Source organism: Thiocystis violascens DSM 198 (assembly GCF_000227745.2).
GTDB lineage: Bacteria > Pseudomonadota > Gammaproteobacteria > Chromatiales > Chromatiaceae > Chromatium > Chromatium violascens.
In genome coordinates, this window is record NC_018012.1 from 3966697 (window position 1) to 3982937 (window position 16241).

The following is a 16241-nucleotide window of genomic DNA, read 5'->3' on the forward strand; positions in this document are numbered from 1 at the left end:
TTCACTCCCATTCGCAACGCTCGCTGTCTCCCATCACCCCCAGTTCGCGGGCCAGATCGGCGAGGGTGCCGGGATAGACTTCATGACTAGCGCCTCCCGGTTGCCCGACACTCCCCGCGGTTCGCCGACGCAGAATGACGAAATCGCCGGGGCGATCATGCCAGCGCCGGGACGGCTCGCGCTTGCGCAAGACCGCGCCTTGCCGTTCCAGGGCGGCGATCACCCTGGAAATCAGCACGAACTCGGGAACGCGGACCACATTCATTCGGGCAACCGCAATCCGGCCTGACGATAGCGGGAACGCTCGCGCTCGGTCGCACGTTCGCGATAAGCGGGATCGTCGATCAGATCCAGGCCGGGGCCGGTGATCCTGAGCGATTGCCGGGCAGCGGGGTCGATCAACGCCTTCACTTGGCGGGCTAGATCCGGCTCGGTGCCCTCGGTGAGCTTGGCCAGGCCCAACAGGGTACCGCGCACCTCAAACAGCCGTTCGGCGGTCGCGCGGAAGTCCTGGATGGTCCGGTCCAGTTCGACGCGGACCTGCCAGGCGAACGCAATCCGGCCTTGGCTTTCCAGATCGGCCACGCGCGCACGTTCAACCGCTCGTCGGTCTTCCAGTCCACGCACCAACAGCCCCGCGCGCTTGGCTTGCTCGGTGGCGCTGGCATGGTTCGTTTGCGCGGCGGCTCGCCGTTTTTCCAGCGCGCTCAGTTCGCCTTGAACCGCTTCGCCGAGCGCGGATTTGGCGAGAAGCGCGGCAAGCTGTTCGTCCAGCGCGTCAACCGGGGCGCGATCCGGGGCTGGGTGGGCGCGGTGTTCGTCGATCAGGCGATCCAGACGGGAAACCTCGACGCGCGCGGCCTCGATCTGGTCTTGGAGCGTCAGCAGGTCGGACAGCGAACCGCCACACAGCGTCAGGCGATCCTGTTCCAGGGCGCGGCGTTGGATGGAGAGGGCTTCGTCGCGTTGTTGGCAGGCGTTCAGCCGCGTCCGCGCCTCCGCTTCCAGGCGTCTTGCCGCGTTTACCGCGCGGTCGCGGTCGGCTTCCTGGGCGATGTACTCGGGGTTGGTGCCGGGGGTCTTGGGTGCCTCGCGTTCGATCTGGGCGATGGCTTGGCGTTCCTGTTCGCGGGCTTGAGCGCGGTCGGCTTCGGCGGTGTCCCTCGCGTCGCTATTGACGCGGATCTGTTCGTCCAGGGCGGCGAGCTGCACGGTCAGTTGAGCATGGCGCGACAGCAGCGACGAGAGCGTGGGGTTTTTCATGGCGAATGTGTCCGGTTGATGCTGAATGGGGTTGGCGGTCGGTTTCATGCGTTGGGTCTCGGTGTGGCGGCTTGGACGGTGGCGGTTCGTGCTTTCTTGTTCATGTACGAATGATCCGGGCTGAAACTGAGGTTAAAGCGCGCGCCGTTTCAGTACCGCGCGAACAGTGGACTCCGCGATGCCAAGCTGGCGGGCGATGGCGCGCTTGGTTTCGCCTGACTGAAACCGCTGCAGGATGCTGGCGTCACGATCGCCCGCGATCATTGGCGGGCGATCTGGCACGATCGGCAAACGCTCCCGCTCCAAGGCGAGCAAGCGGGCTTCCAGGGCATCCAGACGCGCCGCCAAGCGATCCAGACTGACCGGGGGCGGCGATCCTTCCAGGGCGATCAACGCCCGCTGAAAGACGGCTGCCATGCTTTCCCCCGGTTGGGTCAGGGTGCGTAGGCGCTCCAGGGCGTCGGCAGGTAAACGAAAGGACGTGGGTTTCATGGTCGGTATCGCGTTGACGGTGTAGCGCCAAGGTAGCGCGACCTGTCAATGCTGGGCATGGCGATGTAGTGCAGGGGTAGCGCGGCGATTGGCGAGGATGTCAGGCGACGCCGCGTCTGGCCTTCCGTCGCGACCCCTCCTTAGGCTGTCTGCCGATGGCGCTGCATTTCTGCCAGCGCCAGCAACCGCGCGGGTGTCTGTCTGCACGGCATCACGTCAAGCAATCGCTCGGCTCCGAAGCGTCCGCTCAGGGTGTGGCGGGCGTCATCCAGCGTACAGCCGGGGGCGATCAGGATCAGCCATACCTCATGATGATCCGTGACGCGGTAGCGGTAAACGCGCAAGGCGTTCGATTCATGAGTGTCGGCGACGCTTTGTGGCAATCCGGCGTCAAACTCCAAGATGCTCGCGCGTTCGTCCAGGGCCTCCCGGATGGCGGTTTCCTGGGAGTGGGGGAGCGGTGGCATAGGTTCCGGTTCCTCTACCACCATAAATATTCCCTCTCTCCTGTTCCAGAAGTGGGAACTGTGGGAACCCTCCTTTTTCCCCTTTCAAAATAGATTGTTGCAGCAGTCAAAACGGGCATTCTTCAGAAAAAAGTGGGAACCCGAGTGGGAACCCTGAGCCGATGCGCCAAGAGGGTTCCCACTCGGGTTCCCACTTGGTTTTTGGAAATCGTCTGTTTTGCCTTTTTTTCTCCTTCTTAATCATATTTTTACGAAGGGTTCCCACAGTTCCCACTTCTGGTAGTAGAGACCCCTAAACTTAGGAGCTAAGAGGCAGGCTTTACCATGCGCTTTGCTTGGTCTTAGCGGTCTTCGTCCAGATCCTTGCGCTCTAGGATGGCGAGCGAGAAAACCAGAACGGACACTTTCCGATTGCAAACGCTGATTTTTCGCGTGGTGCGGTCCACTGAAGCGCCTTCGCGTTGCTCTTGATTCCCAACCAACAAGAAACCCCGATCCCACAACTGCCGTTTCAAGGCCGTGGGGCGGATGTTCAGCGGGGTATCGATGCGTTTCGCGGCCCCATAGATCGCTTCCAGGGCGGTTGTCGGCAACAGGTAGAGTTCCTGCTTGGGCTCGTTGATCCAACCGATGTGCGGTCCGTCCGGTTGGTCGCCACTCTTCCAGCCGTAGGACTCGGCATTGAGCGCCGGGCGCTGGTCTGTCATGTCGCGCAAATGCGCCGCGCCGGACAGCAGCAGGTCGGTCAGGATGGCAATGAAGGCATCGGCGGGCTGGGATCGGGCAATGCGCCGCTCGTGCTCCTTTGCCAGATGGAAGATGACGCGGCGGGCTTGGTCAAGATGCTCGTTGGCTTGCGCCTGATCGATCACGCCAGCCGCGCGCCAATGGTCCAGCGCCAGGCCGTAGCCGATCAGCAGGAATGCGGCCTGTTCCGGGGTGCGTCCCGAGAGCCCCGCCTTCATGGCGACGGCTCGCCACTCTTCCCACTCGGCTTTCAGGTCGCGCGCGCGGGCCTCGAATCCTGACGCCAGGTCTTGCAGACAATCCGCCAGGGCGCGGGCTAGCAACCCCGCCTTGGCGTCGGCTTGCGTCTGGTTGAGCCGTTCCAGGTTCACCATGCCAGGACGCAAGGACAGGCCAAAGATGCGGGCGTTGATGCTCTCGCCGGTGGGCCATTGCTCGGCGGTACAGATGGCCAGGGCGCGGGGCTTGCGCTCGTTCTGAAGCCGGATGTCAGATGTCAGGCGGCCCCGTCCCGCGCGGTTGCCGATCCCGCGAATGATGGTGTTGACGGTCTTGTCAAGCTTGGCCTGATCGCTCGCCGATGCCTGGGGGGCGTAGTCGTCAATGACCATGAGCGCATCGGCGAGGGTGAACAGCTTGATCCCGATGGCGTTGGCCGTATCCAGCCAGCTTGCCGACAGGCTGGTTCGCTCGACCCCTTCGCCGAAATGGGCCAGCGCGACGGCGGCGAGGGTGCTTTTCATGCTCCGGCTCGGTCCTTCCAGCCAGAGCGCGAAATCGACCGCCAGACGTTGCGCGAGCGGTGCCAAATAGACCGCCGCAATCAAGGGAATCGCGACCTCGGGAGGGGCTAGCCGGGCGCTGTCATAACTGGCGGTCGCGGCCTGATAGCGTTCCAACAGCGTTTGACTGGGGGCTGGCAGGCGATAGATCTCGTTCAGTTCGCCAAGATCCACCTCGACAGCGGCAACGGCTCCTTGCTCGCCGATCACGGCCCCCGCTGAGAGATACCGCCAGTGCCCGCCGATCTCGCGCCAACCGGTATGGGTGAACAGGGTTCGGGTCGCGACCGGGCGCGGGCCTTGGTGCGAGAGCAACTGAATCGCGTACTTCAGTTGCTCCTTGGCCCCTTGCCCTGGGTGAATCAGGGCGCTCGATCCCCAATGGCGCATCGGCCAATCCATGCGGGCGAACTGTTCCATGCTCAGGGCGATGGCGGGAAGCGTCCGGCCCTCCATGCGGCCCTCCATGACCAGGGTCAGGGTGCGTTCCTGCCCATCGTCGCGGGTGGCTTCCTCCACGATGGTCGCGGTGAAGTTGGCAAGGAGTTGCTCACCCGCCGCGCCATCCATCCCCCTGGTGATTCGGATCGTTCTGTCGTCCTTCATGAGATAGAGCTTGGGCGCATCGGTCTTGTGGCGCTGCGTCTCCCGCTCCGCTTTGATCGCTGTCCCTCCCCATTCCGGAGGCGGCGGTCCCGCAAGGCTTTCGACGGCGGTCAGCAGGCGCGCGCGGATGGCGTGGCGCTCCTCCTCGCTCAGAGGTGGCGGCTTCAGGCCATCCCACGCCAACCCGAGCGCGGCCATGTGCCCTTGCAACCAATCGGCGGCCCCGGCTCCCTGGGTGTCTGGCGTCCCGTCCGGGGGCGTCAGCAGACACTGACAGGCGGAGCCGATCAGCCGTGCCACGGTCGCGGCATAGGCGCGTCCGGGGGCGTCATGGTCCGGCCAGATCAGCAGGGATCGGCCTTGCTCGGCCAGGGCGCGCAGCGGTCCCCAATCGGATTTTGCCGGGGCCTTGCTCCCGCCCTGGGAGGTGAGCGCGGCCAGTCCGAGCCCTTGCAGGGCGGCGGCGTCTTTTTCGCCTTCGCAAATGAAGATCGGCCCCGTTCGATTCAGGGTGTTGAGTCCGAACAGGGGGCGCGGCTCGGTGGGCGCGCCGGGGCGTGGGCGTCCATCGTCGGTCTTCGCAAAGAAGGGCACGACAACCTTGCTGCCGTGCTCGGATTCGTAGCGGACCACGGCCCCCAGCGGCTCGCCTCCTTGCTCGGGGTAGTAGTGCCAATCGTGGGCGAAACGGCTGTGGGTGCCGGTGGCCTTGTCGGTCCAGGTCGCGGGAAAGCCGTTATTCATCGCGGCCCCCATTGAACAGAAACCGCTCAGCCAGATCGGCGATGGCGCCCGGGAAGGTCAACCCGTGGCGCTGCCGGTGGAAGGCGAGGATGTCCCCGCCCTTGGCCCCACAGGAAAAGCAGCAGTAGGCCCCGCTGTCGAGATTGACCCGGAAGTTTCCCCGGTGCTGGTCATCATGGAACGGGCAAAGGCCCCCATCAACCCATGCCGGATGACGCGGCGGGGGCATGGCGGGCAAGGCGCGGTGGTAGTAGAGGGACGCGGGAAGGGCGGCCTTGAGCACATCGGCGGTAAGGCGGCTCATGACTGGCGGCCCTCCCTTGCGCGTGGCGCATCCGCCTCGAAGGCGAGGTTCCACGCGAGGCGCGCATTGTCGGCCACGTCCCTTGCTCGTCGTGCGTTGGCTTGCGCGTCGCTTAACCGGCGCCGGAGCCGCGCCACATCCTGTTCGGCCAGGATCAACGCTTCTTCGGCCTGGATCTTGGCCTGCCATTTCGAGAATTCGCCGGGGGGATGGGTGCTCATGACAACGCCTCCGGTCCCGCTTGGGCTTCCAAGGCAACCTTCAGGCGGCGGTTTTCGTCGGTCAGTTGCGCGACCAGGGCGGCGATCAAGCGGGCCTGTTGACGGATCGACGCGGCGGCGGCGTCTACATGCACGGCGTCAATGCTGAGTCCGTGGAAGTTTGCCGTGTCGCCATGGACCGCCAGCAGGTCAGATAAGCCGGTCACCATCCGCAAGGCGTCGTCCAGCAGATCGGTCAAGGCGGAATTGGGATGGGCCATGGCATCGAAGACGCGCCGGGCAAGTTGGTCGTGTGCGAGGTTTCGGTTGTTCATGTGATCGGTCCTGATGGAGTTTCAGTGACCGACCCGATAAGCGGGGGCAGGGGCGCGACAAGCGGACGGGTGCGGGCGCACGGGTCCAGTTGGGGTTATACTTGTGTCGCCGGTGATCCAAGGCTTAAGCAGGTCGGATCTTTACGCGGGGACTGCTAATCCCCGCGACGGCGCCCACTCTGCTAAAGCGGCTTGCCGTCTGTTTTTTACGATACGCCAATCGCCCGCACGATTGCAAACGCCCTGCACGGGGCGTTTTTTGTTGGGGGCGCTGGTCATCTCGGCTCACCCCCCTGATTTCCTGCCTGTCGCGCGATGGGTGCATTGCTCCGTTCGGTCGGGTCGCTCTCTGGTTCCTCGCGCTTGGTTTGCGCAGCCAGTAAATTCAGCCATTGCTGAATCCTTTCCCGCTCCGCGTCCCATGCATCAAGGCTGGCGAACGCTTGGTGTAGCCGTTCCTCGCGCGCGGCCAGCCGCTTCAGTTCCCGTTGCTGTCGCGGGTCCGGCGTGTCGCCTGCTTCCTGAAGAATGGCAAAGCGGCGACGGCTGATTCCCCCCAACTCGAAAACAGCGGCCACGATATCGTTTTCGCTATGGAAATGTTTTCGTCGGTTCGGAAGCGGATCGGGCCAGCGGTCGCGGCGGTTTTCGGATCGGCGGGCCATTACGCGGCCTCCGGGTTGCCATTCGACAGCCAGTCAATGAAGCGCGGGCGAACGATGAACAGCATGGGCCGCTTGCTGGTCGGATTCGGACGCTTCTCGATGACAGCGCCGGATGCGATCAGGCCGTTTTGATGACGATAACGCATCCACCAAAGAAGACTCGATTTGGTTGCCAGCTTGTGGCGCTCGCATTCGCGGGCGAAGTCGGAGAATTGAGAGATGTCGCCCAGATCAGGACGGGGGGCGGGGTTTGGTGCGGTCATCTGTAGCGCCTCATGCGGTTGATGTGGCGCTTAGTTTGTTGGCGTGCGGCCTGTTCCGTAATGGGGGGTTTGCGGAAACCCTAGGGTTTTAAAAAAACCTTGGGGTTTTGCCGGGCGGTCGATAGTCCGGGTGATTTTGGATCAGATCGGTTCGCCCGGCACCCTCGCATTCTTCCTTGACGATGTTCTTGATAACTTCCCGGCTGGATCCGAACTGGCCTTCATTCTTGATTGCCGTTGTTATCTGAGCGTGATTCATCGTCCCGACCTGAATCAACGCCTTCGCTTGTGCCCGGATCTCCCTGTTCTCGGCACTGGTGATCTTGTGGCGCTGCTTGGCGAGGGCAGCGGCGGGCGGGTCGGGACGTTCCTCGCTTGTGGCAGGGCCGATGTCGCCCGCCCGGAATGCTTGTATTTGTATTCTGATTTGATACCGCTCAATCGCCCATCGCTCAAGCTCGCCTTTCAAAATCAGTGCGTCAGGCGGAATGGATGCGTCATAACTTAACGGAATGAGCGTGTCCGGGTCTCTCAAATCAATCTCGCCGTCCAGTGCAGCGCGGGCGATTTCATTAAACCAGCCAGAAGCGGCTGCCCCTATATTGCGCCTGGTCATGGCGCTGACAGCAAGCGCCATGACCGCGGGAACGACATACAGATAAAAGGCGTTTTCGCTTGGTCCGGCCGTCAGCAAATCAACTAATTCAGCGTCTTCAGGCGATGCGCTTAAATTGGCTTCCGCATTCTCGCCGGCCATTTTCGCCATTTCGCTGACCAGCATTTTCAGCGGGTCAAGCGCGCATGATGTAGACTCGAAATCAGCCATTGCCGACTCTCCTATTTAGATCGGTGACGGTCAAAGCCCCGCGACAGATTCGGGCCTGTCTCGGGGCTTGTTGTTGTCTGGGGTTAGCGGTTGCGGGTAATGCCGCTCAAGGCGGATTCCATCAAGGCGCGCGAATCTTCGGCGACGAGATGTACATATCTGGCGGTCAATCCAGGGCCGGAGCGGTGCCCGAGAATGGCGGCGATCTGGAAAGCGGATGCGCCCGCTTTGGCGAGGTAGGAACCGCAACTATGGCGTAGGTCATGGATGCGCAGGTTCTCGACGCCTGCAACTTCTTTGGCCTTGGACCACGCCCGTTCCAGGTTGGGCGGTCGGGTGGGCGTGGAGCCAGGGAACACGCGGGGATCGTCCAGCTTACGGACCTTGGCCCATTCGGTCAGTCGGTCGCGGGCCTCGCCGATCAGCGGGACGCGCCGATCATCGCCGTTCTTGGTGTTGCGCAGCAGGATTGACCCACCTTTTAGATCCACGTCGCGCCATTCGAGTTTGACAAGTTCGCCACGTCGCGCGCCCGTCGCCAGCGCCAGCCGAACAAAGATCCCCATCCCCGCATATGTTGACCGTTCGCAGGCGGCGACAAGACGCTCGCGCTCGCCATCCTCCAGCGACCGACCGAAGCGATTGCCAACCTCCTTACGCGCGCGGATGCCGGTCAGCGGGTTACTTTGCAGCCCGAACCATCCCCGGTCGATCCCGGCCTTGTAGCAGGCACTCAGTGCGCTTTTGTAGCGGTTGATCGTTGGGCCGGTGCGCGGCTGGCTGTCCGGGGCGATCGGGTTAGCGCCTCTGGCAACTGGCTCGATCTCCATTCCAGCCAAGGCATCGCGCGCGGTATCTGAGGAAAACTCTGACAGTAACAGCTTCCCATAGCGTTCCTTCCACCATGCTAGGCGCGATGGGAGATTGTGATCCTTGCCTTGGTGGATGGTCAGGTAGCGGTCGATCAGATCGGCGAGGGTATGACGGCGCAGTTCCCCGCCCAACAACTTTGACCACTTATCGAAGTCGGCTTCGACCGTCGCGGCGAAGGCGTCGGCTTCTTTCTTGGTGCGGAAGTATTCGGTGAACTCTTGACCCTTGCGACGGATCCGCACCTGCCAGGGCTTCGCGCGGCTTTCGAGTTTGCGGATTGACGCCATAACACACCCCTTATCGTGTCTTTCGTGGGGTGTAGTGTAGCGTTGTTTTTAAAGCAGTGGGCTCAAATTGGGCTCAAAAATGACTGTATCCGAGTTTGTTAGAAAGACATAGAAAGCCTAAGCCCTTGTTTTTTAAGGTGGTGCCCGGAGCCGGGGTCGAACCGGCACGGCCGAAGCCGAGGGATTTTAAGTCCCTTGCGTCTACCAATTTCGCCATCCGGGCCTAGCGCTTATTTGTACCATATCAGTCGTCGTCATTCATAGATGGTCCGCCACCGCCCCGTAGAATGGGACGGACGGGTTCAGGAAGGGCGCGAATATCCGGGGCCTTGGCGCGTGAAGCCGTGCGTGCTTCGATGGCCTCACCACGAACGGCTTCATGGACATCGCGAGCGGTTGCAGGGGCGCGCTTACGATCACGCGCGAGAACGTATCTCATAGCGTCGCGATATCGACCTCGTAGACTCCGCCAATCACCACATATTCATCTTCGCCCTTGAGCATCCCTGGCAGCAGGCGGTTATAGAAGAAGACCTTGGGCAGCGGTACCTCGGCTTCCAGGATGTAATCGCCAAACTCGTCCGCCCGCTCGCGGTGGCTGGTGAAGCTGTTGAGGTTGTTGAACAGCACGCGATGCAGTCCGTCGTCGCAGGTCTCCTGAATTTCGTGCTCGTCCATGCGGTTGATGCCGCGATAGAGCCGGAGATGGGCGCGGTCCGGGAATTCGCGCGCCAGTTCGTACTGACAATAGGTATAGAGCAGGTCGAGCTGCGACTCCAGCGCGTTGGTGGCGTAGAGACCGCGGGTGCCTTCGGTTAGATAACGCTGATAAGCCTCGCCGTCGCGATCAAGCAGCGAGCCCGCGTGATGCCGGGCGAGCAGGCCGAAACGGCTTTCGACCCAGCGTTTCAGCACCGCGCCCTCGCGTCCGTCCGAATCGAACGACCAGCCGCGCACCAGGCGCGGATAGTTGGCGTTCGCCCGCGCTTTACGCCCCCGCCCCGGCGTCAGTCCCGCCTCGTCCAACTCGTCGAGCAGGAAATTCACCGTCATGTAGTCCTGGAAACGCTGGGCACGTTCCGGGTGGCTCGGGAAGCCGGCCAGGGTGCGGAACAGGTCTGCGTGGAAATCCTGGATGCCGTCGATCTCCAGTGGCACCGGATGCTTCTGGTAGGTCAGGCTGCCTAGGATCACCGCCGGCAGGTTGCAGCGGTTGAAGGGCAGTCGGGCGCTGGGCGGAAGGGTCGGCAGTTTGAGGGTGTCGTTTGGTCGATTCAACGGTTGTCCGGTTTGTCTGTTGCGATCCATACAGCGCATGCGGCTTTGTCGGGGATGCCACCATCTCGAATTTCTCTCGAAATTCGAGATAATAAATTATAAAACAAGAATTTAGATCGCTTTGCCTGATTTGGCATCGGGTTTGCTTATAAGCTGTCGAGCATCGATTCGTTCAACGCTTGCGACAGCAGGCTCACAGGAGACTCTACCCATGGCAATGCGTCAGTGCGCCATCTACGGCAAAGGCGGTATCGGCAAATCCACCACCACCCAGAACCTCGTCGCGGGTCTGGCGGAACTTGGCAAGAAGGTCATGATCGTCGGTTGCGACCCCAAGGCCGACTCCACCCGTTTGATCCTGCACGCCAAGGCACAGAATACCATCATGGAGATGGCTGCCGAAGCCGGTTCGGTCGAAGACCTCGAACTGGAAGACGTACTCAAGGTCGGCTACCGCGATATCAAGTGCGTCGAGTCCGGCGGCCCCGAGCCGGGTGTCGGCTGTGCCGGTCGCGGCGTCATCACGGCAATCAACTTCCTCGAAGAGGAAGGCGCCTATGAGGACGACCTGGACTTCGTGTTCTATGACGTGCTCGGCGACGTGGTGTGCGGCGGGTTCGCCATGCCGATCCGCGAGAACAAGGCGCAGGAAATCTACATCGTCTGCTCCGGCGAGATGATGGCCATGTACGCCGCCAACAACATCTCCAAGGGCATCGTGAAGTACGCTAGCTCCGGCAGCGTGCGTCTCGCCGGCCTCATCTGCAACAGCCGCAACACCGCCCGCGAGGACGAGCTGATCATGGAGCTGGCCCGTCAGTTGGGCACCCAGATGATCCATTTCGTGCCGCGCGATAACGTGGTGCAGCGCGCCGAGATCCGCCGCATGACGGTCATCGAGTACGACCCCAAGGCCAAGCAGGCCCAGGAGTACCGCGACCTGGCCACCAAGATCATCAACAACAAGATGTTCGTCATCCCGACCCCGATCACCATGGAAGCGCTCGAAGACCTGCTGATGGATTTCGGCCTCATGGACGGCGAGGACGAAAGCATCATCGGCAAGACTGCGGCGGAAGAAGTCGCGGCGTAGGGTACGCATCGCGTACCTGAAACGGCGGACAAGACAACGAAAAGGTACGCGCTGCGTACCCTACATGCCGGGAGTCCGCGCATTGGCGGCACGGCAGGAGCAATCAGCATGACAGCAATGACTCGCGAAGAGACCCAGGCCCTCATCCAGGAGGTGCTTGAGGCGTATCCGGACAAGGCGAAAAAGGATCGCGCCAAGCATCTGGCCGTCAACGATCAGTCGATCGAGCAGTCCAAGAAGTGCATCACCTCCAACCGCAAATCGCTGCCCGGCGTCATGACCGTGCGCGGTTGCGCCTACGCCGGCTCCAAGGGCGTGGTCTGGGGGCCGATCAAGGACATGATCCATATTTCCCACGGTCCGGTCGGCTGCGGTCAGTATTCGCGCGCCGGTCGTCGTAACTATTACATCGGTCATACCGGTGTGAACACCTTCGGCACCATGAACTTCACCTCGGATTTCCAGGAGAAGGACATCGTGTTCGGCGGCGATAAGAAGCTCGCCAAGCTGATCGACGAGATCGAGGGGCTGTTCCCGCTCTCCAAGGGCATCACGGTCCAGTCCGAGTGTCCGATCGGTCTGATCGGCGACGACATCGAGGCGGTGTCCAAGAAGAAGGGTAAGGAGCTTGAGAAGCCGATCGTCCCGGTGCGTTGCGAGGGCTTCCGCGGCGTGTCTCAATCGTTGGGTCATCACATCGCCAACGACGCCATCCGCGACTGGGTCATCGGCAACCGCGACGGCGACGAGTCCTTCGCGACCACGCCCTATGACGTGGCCGTGATCGGCGACTACAACATCGGCGGCGATGCCTGGGCCTCGCGTATCCTGCTCGAAGAAATGGGTCTGCGCGTGGTGGCTCAGTGGTCCGGCGACGGCACCCTGGCCGAGATGGAGCTGACCCCCAAGGTCAAGCTGAATCTCATCCACTGCTATCGCTCGATGAACTACATCAGCCGCTTCATGGAAGAGAAGTACGGGATTCCGTGGATGGAGTACAACTTCTTCGGCCCGACCAAGATCGCCGAGTCGTTGCGCAAGATCGCCGCCTTCTTCGACGAGACCATCCAGGCCAACGCCGAGAAGGTCATCGCCAAGTACGAGGCCGAATACCAGGCGATCATCGCCAAGTACCGTCCGCGTCTGGAAGGCAAGCGTGTGATGTTGTACGTCGGCGGTCTGCGTCCGCGTCACGTCATCGGCGCCTACGAAGATCTCGGCATGGAGGTGGTCGGCACCGGCTACGAGTTCGCCCATAACGACGATTATGACCGCACCATCAAGGACATGGGTAACGCGACCCTGCTCTATGACGACGTGACCGGCTACGAGTTCGAGGAATTCGTCAAGAAGATCAAGCCCGACCTGATCGGTTCCGGCATCAAGGAAAAGTACATCTTCCAGAAGATGGGCGTGCCCTTCCGTCAGATGCATTCCTGGGATTATTCCGGTCCTTATCACGGCTATGACGGCTTCGCCATCTTCGCCCGCGACATGGACATGACGATCAATAACCCCTGCTGGAAAAGCATGCAGGCGCCCTGGCTGAAGTCCGCCGAGGGCGAGGCCGAGAAACTGGCCGCCAGCGCCTAATTGATCTAGCCGCCAGCTTCCAGCGGCCTGCCTCCAGCAAATCGATCTGGTGGCTGGACGTTGGCGGCTGGAAGCCCCGACGACCCCTTTTTCATGTCTGCGTCCGCCGATTAGCGGCGCGGCAGGAGCACACTCATGAGCCAGATTGCCGACAAGATCAAACCCTGTTACCCGCTGTTCGGCGATGCCGACTATGTCGAAAACCTCGGCAACAAGCGCAAGACCGTCGAGGAAGCCCATTCGATCGACAAGATCGAAGAGGTCTTCAAGTGGACCACCACCCAGGAATATCAGGAGCTGAACTTCAAGCGCGAAGCCCTGACCATCAACCCGGCCAAGGCCTGTCAGCCGCTTGGCGCCGTGCTCTGCGCGCTCGGTTTCGAGAAGACCCTACCCTACGTGCATGGCTCGCAAGGCTGCGTTGCCTATTTCCGCTCCTATTTCAACCGTCACTTCAAGGAGCCGATCGCCTGCGTGTCCGACTCCATGACCGAGGACGCGGCGGTGTTCGGCGGCCAGAAAAACATGTTCGACGGCCTGGAAAACGCCAAGGCGCTCTACCAGCCCGACATGATCGCGGTCAGCACCACCTGCATGGCCGAGGTCATCGGCGACGACCTCAACGCCTTCATCGGCAACTCGCGCAAGGAAGGGCATATTCCGGAGAATTTTCCAGTTCCCTTCGCCCATACCCCGAGCTTCGTCGGCAGCCACACCACCGGCTGGGACAACATGTTCGAGGGTATTCAGCGTCACCTCACGCTGAACTACATGGATGACAAGGTCGTCGGCAAGAACGGCAAGATCAACCTGGTGCCCGGCTTCGAGACCTATCTGGGCAACTACCGCGTCATGCACCGCATGATGAAGGAGATGGGCGTCGACTACAGCCTGCTGTGCGACCCGACCGAGGTGCTGGATACCCCGGCCGATGGCGAGTTCCGCATGTACGCGGGCGGCACCACGCTCGACGAGATGCGCGACGCGCCGAACGCCATCGATACCCTCTTGTTGCAGCCCTGGCAGTTACCGAAGGCCAAGAAATTCGCCCAGATCACCTGGAAGCACGAGGCCAGCCACATTGAGATCCCGATGGGTCTGGAGTGGACCGACGAGTTTCTGATGAAGGTCTCCGCGCTGAGCGGCAAGCCGATCCCGGAATCGCTGGCGAAGGAGCGCGGCCGTCTGGTCGACATGATGACTGACAGCCACACCTGGCTGCACGGCAAGAAGTTCGCGCTCTACGGCGATGCCGACTATGTGTTGGGCATGGTCAAGTTCCTGCTGGAACTGGGCGCCGAGCCGACGCATATCCTCTGCAACCAGGCCAACAAGCGCTGGAAGAAAGAGGTCGAAAAGGTGTTGGCTTCGTCGCCCTATGGCGCGAACGGCACGGTCTATATCGGCTACGATCTGTGGCACCTGCGTTCGCTGTGCTTCACCGACAAGCCGGACTTCCTGATCGGCAACAGCTACGGCAAGTTCATCCAGCGCGACACCCTGCACAAGGGCAAGGAATTCGAGGTACCGTTGATCCGCATCGGCTTCCCGATCTTCGACCGTCATCACCTGCATCGCATGACGACCCTGGGCTACGAGGGTGCCATGTACATCCTCACCACCCTGGTCAACGCGGTGCTGGAGCGTCTCGACGAAGAGACCCGCGACATGGGCGTGACCGATTACAACTATGACCTGGTAAGGTAATTTCCGTAGGGTACGCATCGCGTACCTTTCCCGGAACAGCCTCGCTGAAAAACGAACGACCGGGAAGGTACGCGATGCGTACCCTACAGGTCTGGGAGTTTTCGGGAGAGTCAAAAGGTATCTCGGATTCGCCGCGCGAATCCGAGCGACGAGGCAAGCGCAATGCCCAATGTGATGATTCGCAAGAACGACGCGGGAGATCTGCTCTTTTACGTCGCCAAGAAAGATATGGAAGAGACCATCGCCTCGGTGGAATTGGATACCGCCGAGACCTGGGGTGGCGACGTGGAACTGACCGATGGGTCGCGCTGGTATATTGACCCCATCAGCCCGCCGCCCGTGTTTCCGACCACCCTGCGCTTCAAGCGCGGTGACGAATGACCTCTGGAGAATTGCTATGTCGATGAAAATCGTCCGTGAAATCTGTACCGCCTGTGGCGACTGCGAGCCGGTCTGCCCGACCCAGTCCATCACGCCCTGGAAGGGCGTTTTCAAGATCGACGCCAACACCTGCAGCGAATGCGAGGGCGATGGCGAGCCCGGCACGCCGCAATGTCTCGAAGTCTGCATGGAAGACGACTGCATCGTCCCCGTCTAACCGCTTCGAGTCCCCGGAGCGCTGCCCCTGGGAGCGCCGGCTTGTAGCCGGCGCCAGGCTCGCTCAACCACGAGCCGTCCAACCGAAAGTCGGCCCCCAAACAAAGCCGATCAGGCAACCGCAATCGAGGAACCTCGCCATGTCCACCGGCCCTCTCTCCGACGACATCGCACTGCGAATCGCGCTGGCCGCCCGCACCCTGCCAGACACCGACCCGGCGCGCCTGATCCGGGTACTCAAGGACGCCGTCGGTTTGCCGCCGACCGCCGAGAGCCTTGCCGGACTCAAGGTCAAGGATCTGAAACAAGCCGCCGACGGCGAATTCGCCGACCTCGATCAAGCCGTCCTCAAAGCCGCCCTCGCTATTCTCAAGGGCGACAGCGGTCTCGATCTGACCCCGCCGCCAGCGACCGAACCCTATGCGGAGGGCGACATGCCCGACTCCATCCGGGTCGCCTGCGCATCCGATACCGGCGAGGAACTCGACGGACATTTCGGCGCCGCCCGCCGCTTCCTCGTCTATCAGGTCTCGACCACCGAGCATCGTCTGATCGACGTTCGCACCGTCGACGAGAGCAGCCCCAGCGACGACAAGAACGCCGCCCGCGCCGCCCTGATCGCCGACTGTCAGGTGCTCTATGTCGTCTCCATCGGTGGACCGGCGGCGGCCAAGGTCATCAAAAAAGACATCCATCCGATCAAGGACGACAAGGGCGGCAGCGCCCGCGAACGCATGCTCGCCCTGCAGACCATCCTGGCCGACAAGGCACCGCCCTGGCTGGCCAAGGCCATGGGCCATGCGCCAGAGGAACGGATCCGCTTCGACCGCGACGAGGTCGATGCCTGATGGAACCGAACCGCCTCCAGCAGATCGCCGCGATCGTCCGGCAAGCCGGTCTCAACGAGCAGACCCTCGCGGTCTTGCGCGAGACCTTCGGCGACACGCATTTCACCAGTTGCCTGGACGATGACGTGGGCAACGTCGAACCCGTGCATCGGGACACGGCTTTCAACGTCTATCTGGTGGACGGGCGCGAGCACTGCCTGAAACTCACCACCGATCTCCAGTCCGCGACCGGCGTTCTGCTCGCCCAGGTCGATGACGCGGACTGATTCCG

At 61.9% G+C, this 16241-nt stretch carries 20 protein-coding genes and 1 tRNA gene; 7 read left to right on the forward strand and 14 right to left on the reverse strand.

Going from position 1 to position 16241, the window contains the following annotated elements:
* Nucleotide 1: 1 nt before the first annotated feature.
* From THIVI_RS17605 to THIVI_RS17670, 14 genes are all read right to left on the reverse strand, one after another.
* Nucleotides 2-265, reverse strand: a complete 264-nt coding sequence (locus tag THIVI_RS17605; protein WP_014779883.1) for a hypothetical protein — start codon at nt 263-265, stop codon at nt 2-4.
* The gene (locus THIVI_RS17610; RefSeq protein ID WP_014779884.1) at nt 262-1311 is read right to left on the reverse strand and encodes a coiled-coil domain-containing protein; all 1050 of its coding nucleotides are present in this window, start codon (nt 1309-1311) and stop codon (nt 262-264) included. Before THIVI_RS17610 ends, THIVI_RS17605 begins: the two co-directional genes overlap by 4 nt.
* 84 nt (nt 1312-1395) lie before the next feature.
* Nucleotides 1396-1755 carry a LuxR C-terminal-related transcriptional regulator gene (locus tag THIVI_RS17615; protein ID WP_014779885.1) on the reverse strand — a complete coding sequence of 120 codons (360 nt, stop codon included), beginning with the start codon at nt 1753-1755 and terminating at the stop codon, nt 1396-1398.
* A 140-nt stretch (nt 1756-1895) separates the two neighbouring features.
* Nucleotides 1896-2222: a hypothetical protein gene (locus THIVI_RS17620; RefSeq protein WP_041447080.1), complete on the reverse strand. Its 327-nt coding sequence runs from the start codon at nt 2220-2222 to the stop codon at nt 1896-1898.
* A gap of 341 nt (nt 2223-2563) precedes the next feature.
* The gene (locus THIVI_RS17625; protein ID WP_014779887.1) at nt 2564-5101 is read right to left on the reverse strand and encodes a DNA primase; all 2538 of its coding nucleotides are present in this window, start codon (nt 5099-5101) and stop codon (nt 2564-2566) included.
* A complete protein-coding gene (locus tag THIVI_RS24855) occupies nt 5094-5405 on the reverse strand; it encodes a CHC2 zinc finger domain-containing protein (RefSeq protein WP_014779888.1) in 312 nt (103 codons plus the stop codon). The genes THIVI_RS17625 and THIVI_RS24855 overlap by 8 nt, the downstream gene beginning before the upstream one ends.
* The gene (locus THIVI_RS24860; RefSeq protein ID WP_014779889.1) at nt 5402-5626 is read right to left on the reverse strand and encodes a hypothetical protein; all 225 of its coding nucleotides are present in this window, start codon (nt 5624-5626) and stop codon (nt 5402-5404) included. Before THIVI_RS24860 ends, THIVI_RS24855 begins: the two co-directional genes overlap by 4 nt.
* Complete coding sequence (locus tag THIVI_RS17640) at nt 5623-5940, reverse strand: hypothetical protein (protein ID WP_014779890.1); 318 nt, start codon at nt 5938-5940, stop codon at nt 5623-5625. Before THIVI_RS17640 ends, THIVI_RS24860 begins: the two co-directional genes overlap by 4 nt.
* Nucleotides 5941-6215: 275 nt before the next feature.
* Nucleotides 6216-6605: a hypothetical protein gene (locus THIVI_RS17645; protein ID WP_014779891.1), complete on the reverse strand. Its 390-nt coding sequence runs from the start codon at nt 6603-6605 to the stop codon at nt 6216-6218.
* Nucleotides 6605-6868: a hypothetical protein gene (locus THIVI_RS17650; RefSeq protein ID WP_014779892.1), complete on the reverse strand. Its 264-nt coding sequence runs from the start codon at nt 6866-6868 to the stop codon at nt 6605-6607. Before THIVI_RS17650 ends, THIVI_RS17645 begins: the two co-directional genes overlap by 1 nt.
* A gap of 88 nt (nt 6869-6956) precedes the next feature.
* The gene (locus tag THIVI_RS17655; RefSeq protein ID WP_014779893.1) at nt 6957-7694 is read right to left on the reverse strand and encodes a hypothetical protein; all 738 of its coding nucleotides are present in this window, start codon (nt 7692-7694) and stop codon (nt 6957-6959) included.
* 83 nt (nt 7695-7777) lie between these two features.
* Nucleotides 7778-8854, reverse strand: coding sequence for a site-specific integrase (locus tag THIVI_RS17660; RefSeq protein ID WP_014779894.1), 1077 nt, complete (start codon nt 8852-8854; stop codon nt 7778-7780).
* 138 nt (nt 8855-8992) lie between these two features.
* A tRNA-Leu gene (locus THIVI_RS17665) sits at nt 8993-9077 on the reverse strand.
* Between the two features lie 212 nt (nt 9078-9289).
* A complete protein-coding gene (locus tag THIVI_RS17670) occupies nt 9290-10162 on the reverse strand; it encodes an NAD(+)--dinitrogen-reductase ADP-D-ribosyltransferase (protein WP_014779895.1) in 873 nt (290 codons plus the stop codon).
* Between the two features lie 181 nt (nt 10163-10343).
* Here THIVI_RS17670 and nifH point away from each other — a divergent pair, with 181 nt between their 5' ends.
* The 7 genes from nifH to THIVI_RS17705 all read left to right on the forward strand — a co-directional run bounded on the left by nifH (nt 10344) and on the right by THIVI_RS17705 (nt 16236).
* Nucleotides 10344-11225, forward strand: coding sequence for a nitrogenase iron protein (nifH, locus tag THIVI_RS17675; RefSeq protein WP_014779896.1), 882 nt, complete (start codon nt 10344-10346; stop codon nt 11223-11225).
* A gap of 108 nt (nt 11226-11333) precedes the next feature.
* Entirely contained in the window at nt 11334-12818 is a 1485-nt protein-coding gene (nifD, locus tag THIVI_RS17680) for a nitrogenase molybdenum-iron protein alpha chain (RefSeq protein ID WP_014779897.1), read from the forward strand.
* Between the two features lie 135 nt (nt 12819-12953).
* The gene (gene nifK, locus THIVI_RS17685; protein WP_014779898.1) at nt 12954-14525 is read left to right on the forward strand and encodes a nitrogenase molybdenum-iron protein subunit beta; all 1572 of its coding nucleotides are present in this window, start codon (nt 12954-12956) and stop codon (nt 14523-14525) included.
* A 162-nt stretch (nt 14526-14687) separates the two neighbouring features.
* Nucleotides 14688-14906 carry a putative nitrogen fixation protein NifT gene (gene nifT, locus THIVI_RS17690; protein WP_014779899.1) on the forward strand — a complete coding sequence of 73 codons (219 nt, stop codon included), beginning with the start codon at nt 14688-14690 and terminating at the stop codon, nt 14904-14906.
* A gap of 16 nt (nt 14907-14922) precedes the next feature.
* Nucleotides 14923-15123 (forward strand): 4Fe-4S binding protein, encoded by a 201-nt coding sequence (locus THIVI_RS17695; protein ID WP_014779900.1) that lies wholly within the window; start codon nt 14923-14925, stop codon nt 15121-15123.
* Between the two features lie 139 nt (nt 15124-15262).
* Nucleotides 15263-15970, forward strand: a complete 708-nt coding sequence (locus THIVI_RS17700) for a dinitrogenase iron-molybdenum cofactor biosynthesis protein (protein WP_014779901.1) — start codon at nt 15263-15265, stop codon at nt 15968-15970.
* Entirely contained in the window at nt 15970-16236 is a 267-nt protein-coding gene (locus tag THIVI_RS17705) for a DUF6129 family protein (RefSeq protein ID WP_014779902.1), read from the forward strand. Before THIVI_RS17700 ends, THIVI_RS17705 begins: the two co-directional genes overlap by 1 nt.
* The last annotated feature ends 5 nt before the right edge of the window (nt 16237-16241 follow it).

Excerpts from the sequence above, each read along its gene's own strand:
- THIVI_RS17670 (WP_014779895.1), bottom strand. The coding sequence starts at position 10,162 with ATGGATCGCAACAGACAAACCGGACAACCGTTGAATCGACCAAACGAC.
- nifT (WP_014779899.1), top strand. The coding sequence starts at position 14,688 with ATGCCCAATGTGATGATTCGCAAGAACGACGCGGGAGATCTGCTCTTT.
- nifK (WP_014779898.1), top strand. The coding sequence starts at position 12,954 with ATGAGCCAGATTGCCGACAAGATCAAACCCTGTTACCCGCTGTTCGGC.
- THIVI_RS17615 (WP_014779885.1), bottom strand. The coding sequence starts at position 1,755 with ATGAAACCCACGTCCTTTCGTTTACCTGCCGACGCCCTGGAGCGCCTA.
- THIVI_RS17695 (WP_014779900.1), top strand. The coding sequence starts at position 14,923 with ATGTCGATGAAAATCGTCCGTGAAATCTGTACCGCCTGTGGCGACTGC.
- THIVI_RS17660 (WP_014779894.1), bottom strand. The coding sequence starts at position 8,854 with ATGGCGTCAATCCGCAAACTCGAAAGCCGCGCGAAGCCCTGGCAGGTG.
- THIVI_RS17645 (WP_014779891.1), bottom strand. The coding sequence starts at position 6,605 with ATGGCCCGCCGATCCGAAAACCGCCGCGACCGCTGGCCCGATCCGCTT.
- THIVI_RS17700 (WP_014779901.1), top strand. The coding sequence starts at position 15,263 with ATGTCCACCGGCCCTCTCTCCGACGACATCGCACTGCGAATCGCGCTG.
- THIVI_RS17640 (WP_014779890.1), bottom strand. The coding sequence starts at position 5,940 with ATGAACAACCGAAACCTCGCACACGACCAACTTGCCCGGCGCGTCTTC.
- nifH (WP_014779896.1), top strand. The coding sequence starts at position 10,344 with ATGGCAATGCGTCAGTGCGCCATCTACGGCAAAGGCGGTATCGGCAAA.
- THIVI_RS17705 (WP_014779902.1), top strand. The coding sequence starts at position 15,970 with ATGGAACCGAACCGCCTCCAGCAGATCGCCGCGATCGTCCGGCAAGCC.
- THIVI_RS17610 (WP_014779884.1), bottom strand. The coding sequence starts at position 1,311 with ATGAAACCGACCGCCAACCCCATTCAGCATCAACCGGACACATTCGCC.
- THIVI_RS24860 (WP_014779889.1), bottom strand. The coding sequence starts at position 5,626 with ATGAGCACCCATCCCCCCGGCGAATTCTCGAAATGGCAGGCCAAGATC.
- THIVI_RS17605 (WP_014779883.1), bottom strand. The coding sequence starts at position 265 with ATGAATGTGGTCCGCGTTCCCGAGTTCGTGCTGATTTCCAGGGTGATC.
- THIVI_RS17650 (WP_014779892.1), bottom strand. The coding sequence starts at position 6,868 with ATGACCGCACCAAACCCCGCCCCCCGTCCTGATCTGGGCGACATCTCT.
- THIVI_RS17625 (WP_014779887.1), bottom strand. The coding sequence starts at position 5,101 with ATGAATAACGGCTTTCCCGCGACCTGGACCGACAAGGCCACCGGCACC.
- THIVI_RS17655 (WP_014779893.1), bottom strand. The coding sequence starts at position 7,694 with ATGGCTGATTTCGAGTCTACATCATGCGCGCTTGACCCGCTGAAAATG.
- THIVI_RS24855 (WP_014779888.1), bottom strand. The coding sequence starts at position 5,405 with ATGAGCCGCCTTACCGCCGATGTGCTCAAGGCCGCCCTTCCCGCGTCC.
- THIVI_RS17620 (WP_041447080.1), bottom strand. The coding sequence starts at position 2,222 with ATGCCACCGCTCCCCCACTCCCAGGAAACCGCCATCCGGGAGGCCCTG.
- nifD (WP_014779897.1), top strand. The coding sequence starts at position 11,334 with ATGACAGCAATGACTCGCGAAGAGACCCAGGCCCTCATCCAGGAGGTG.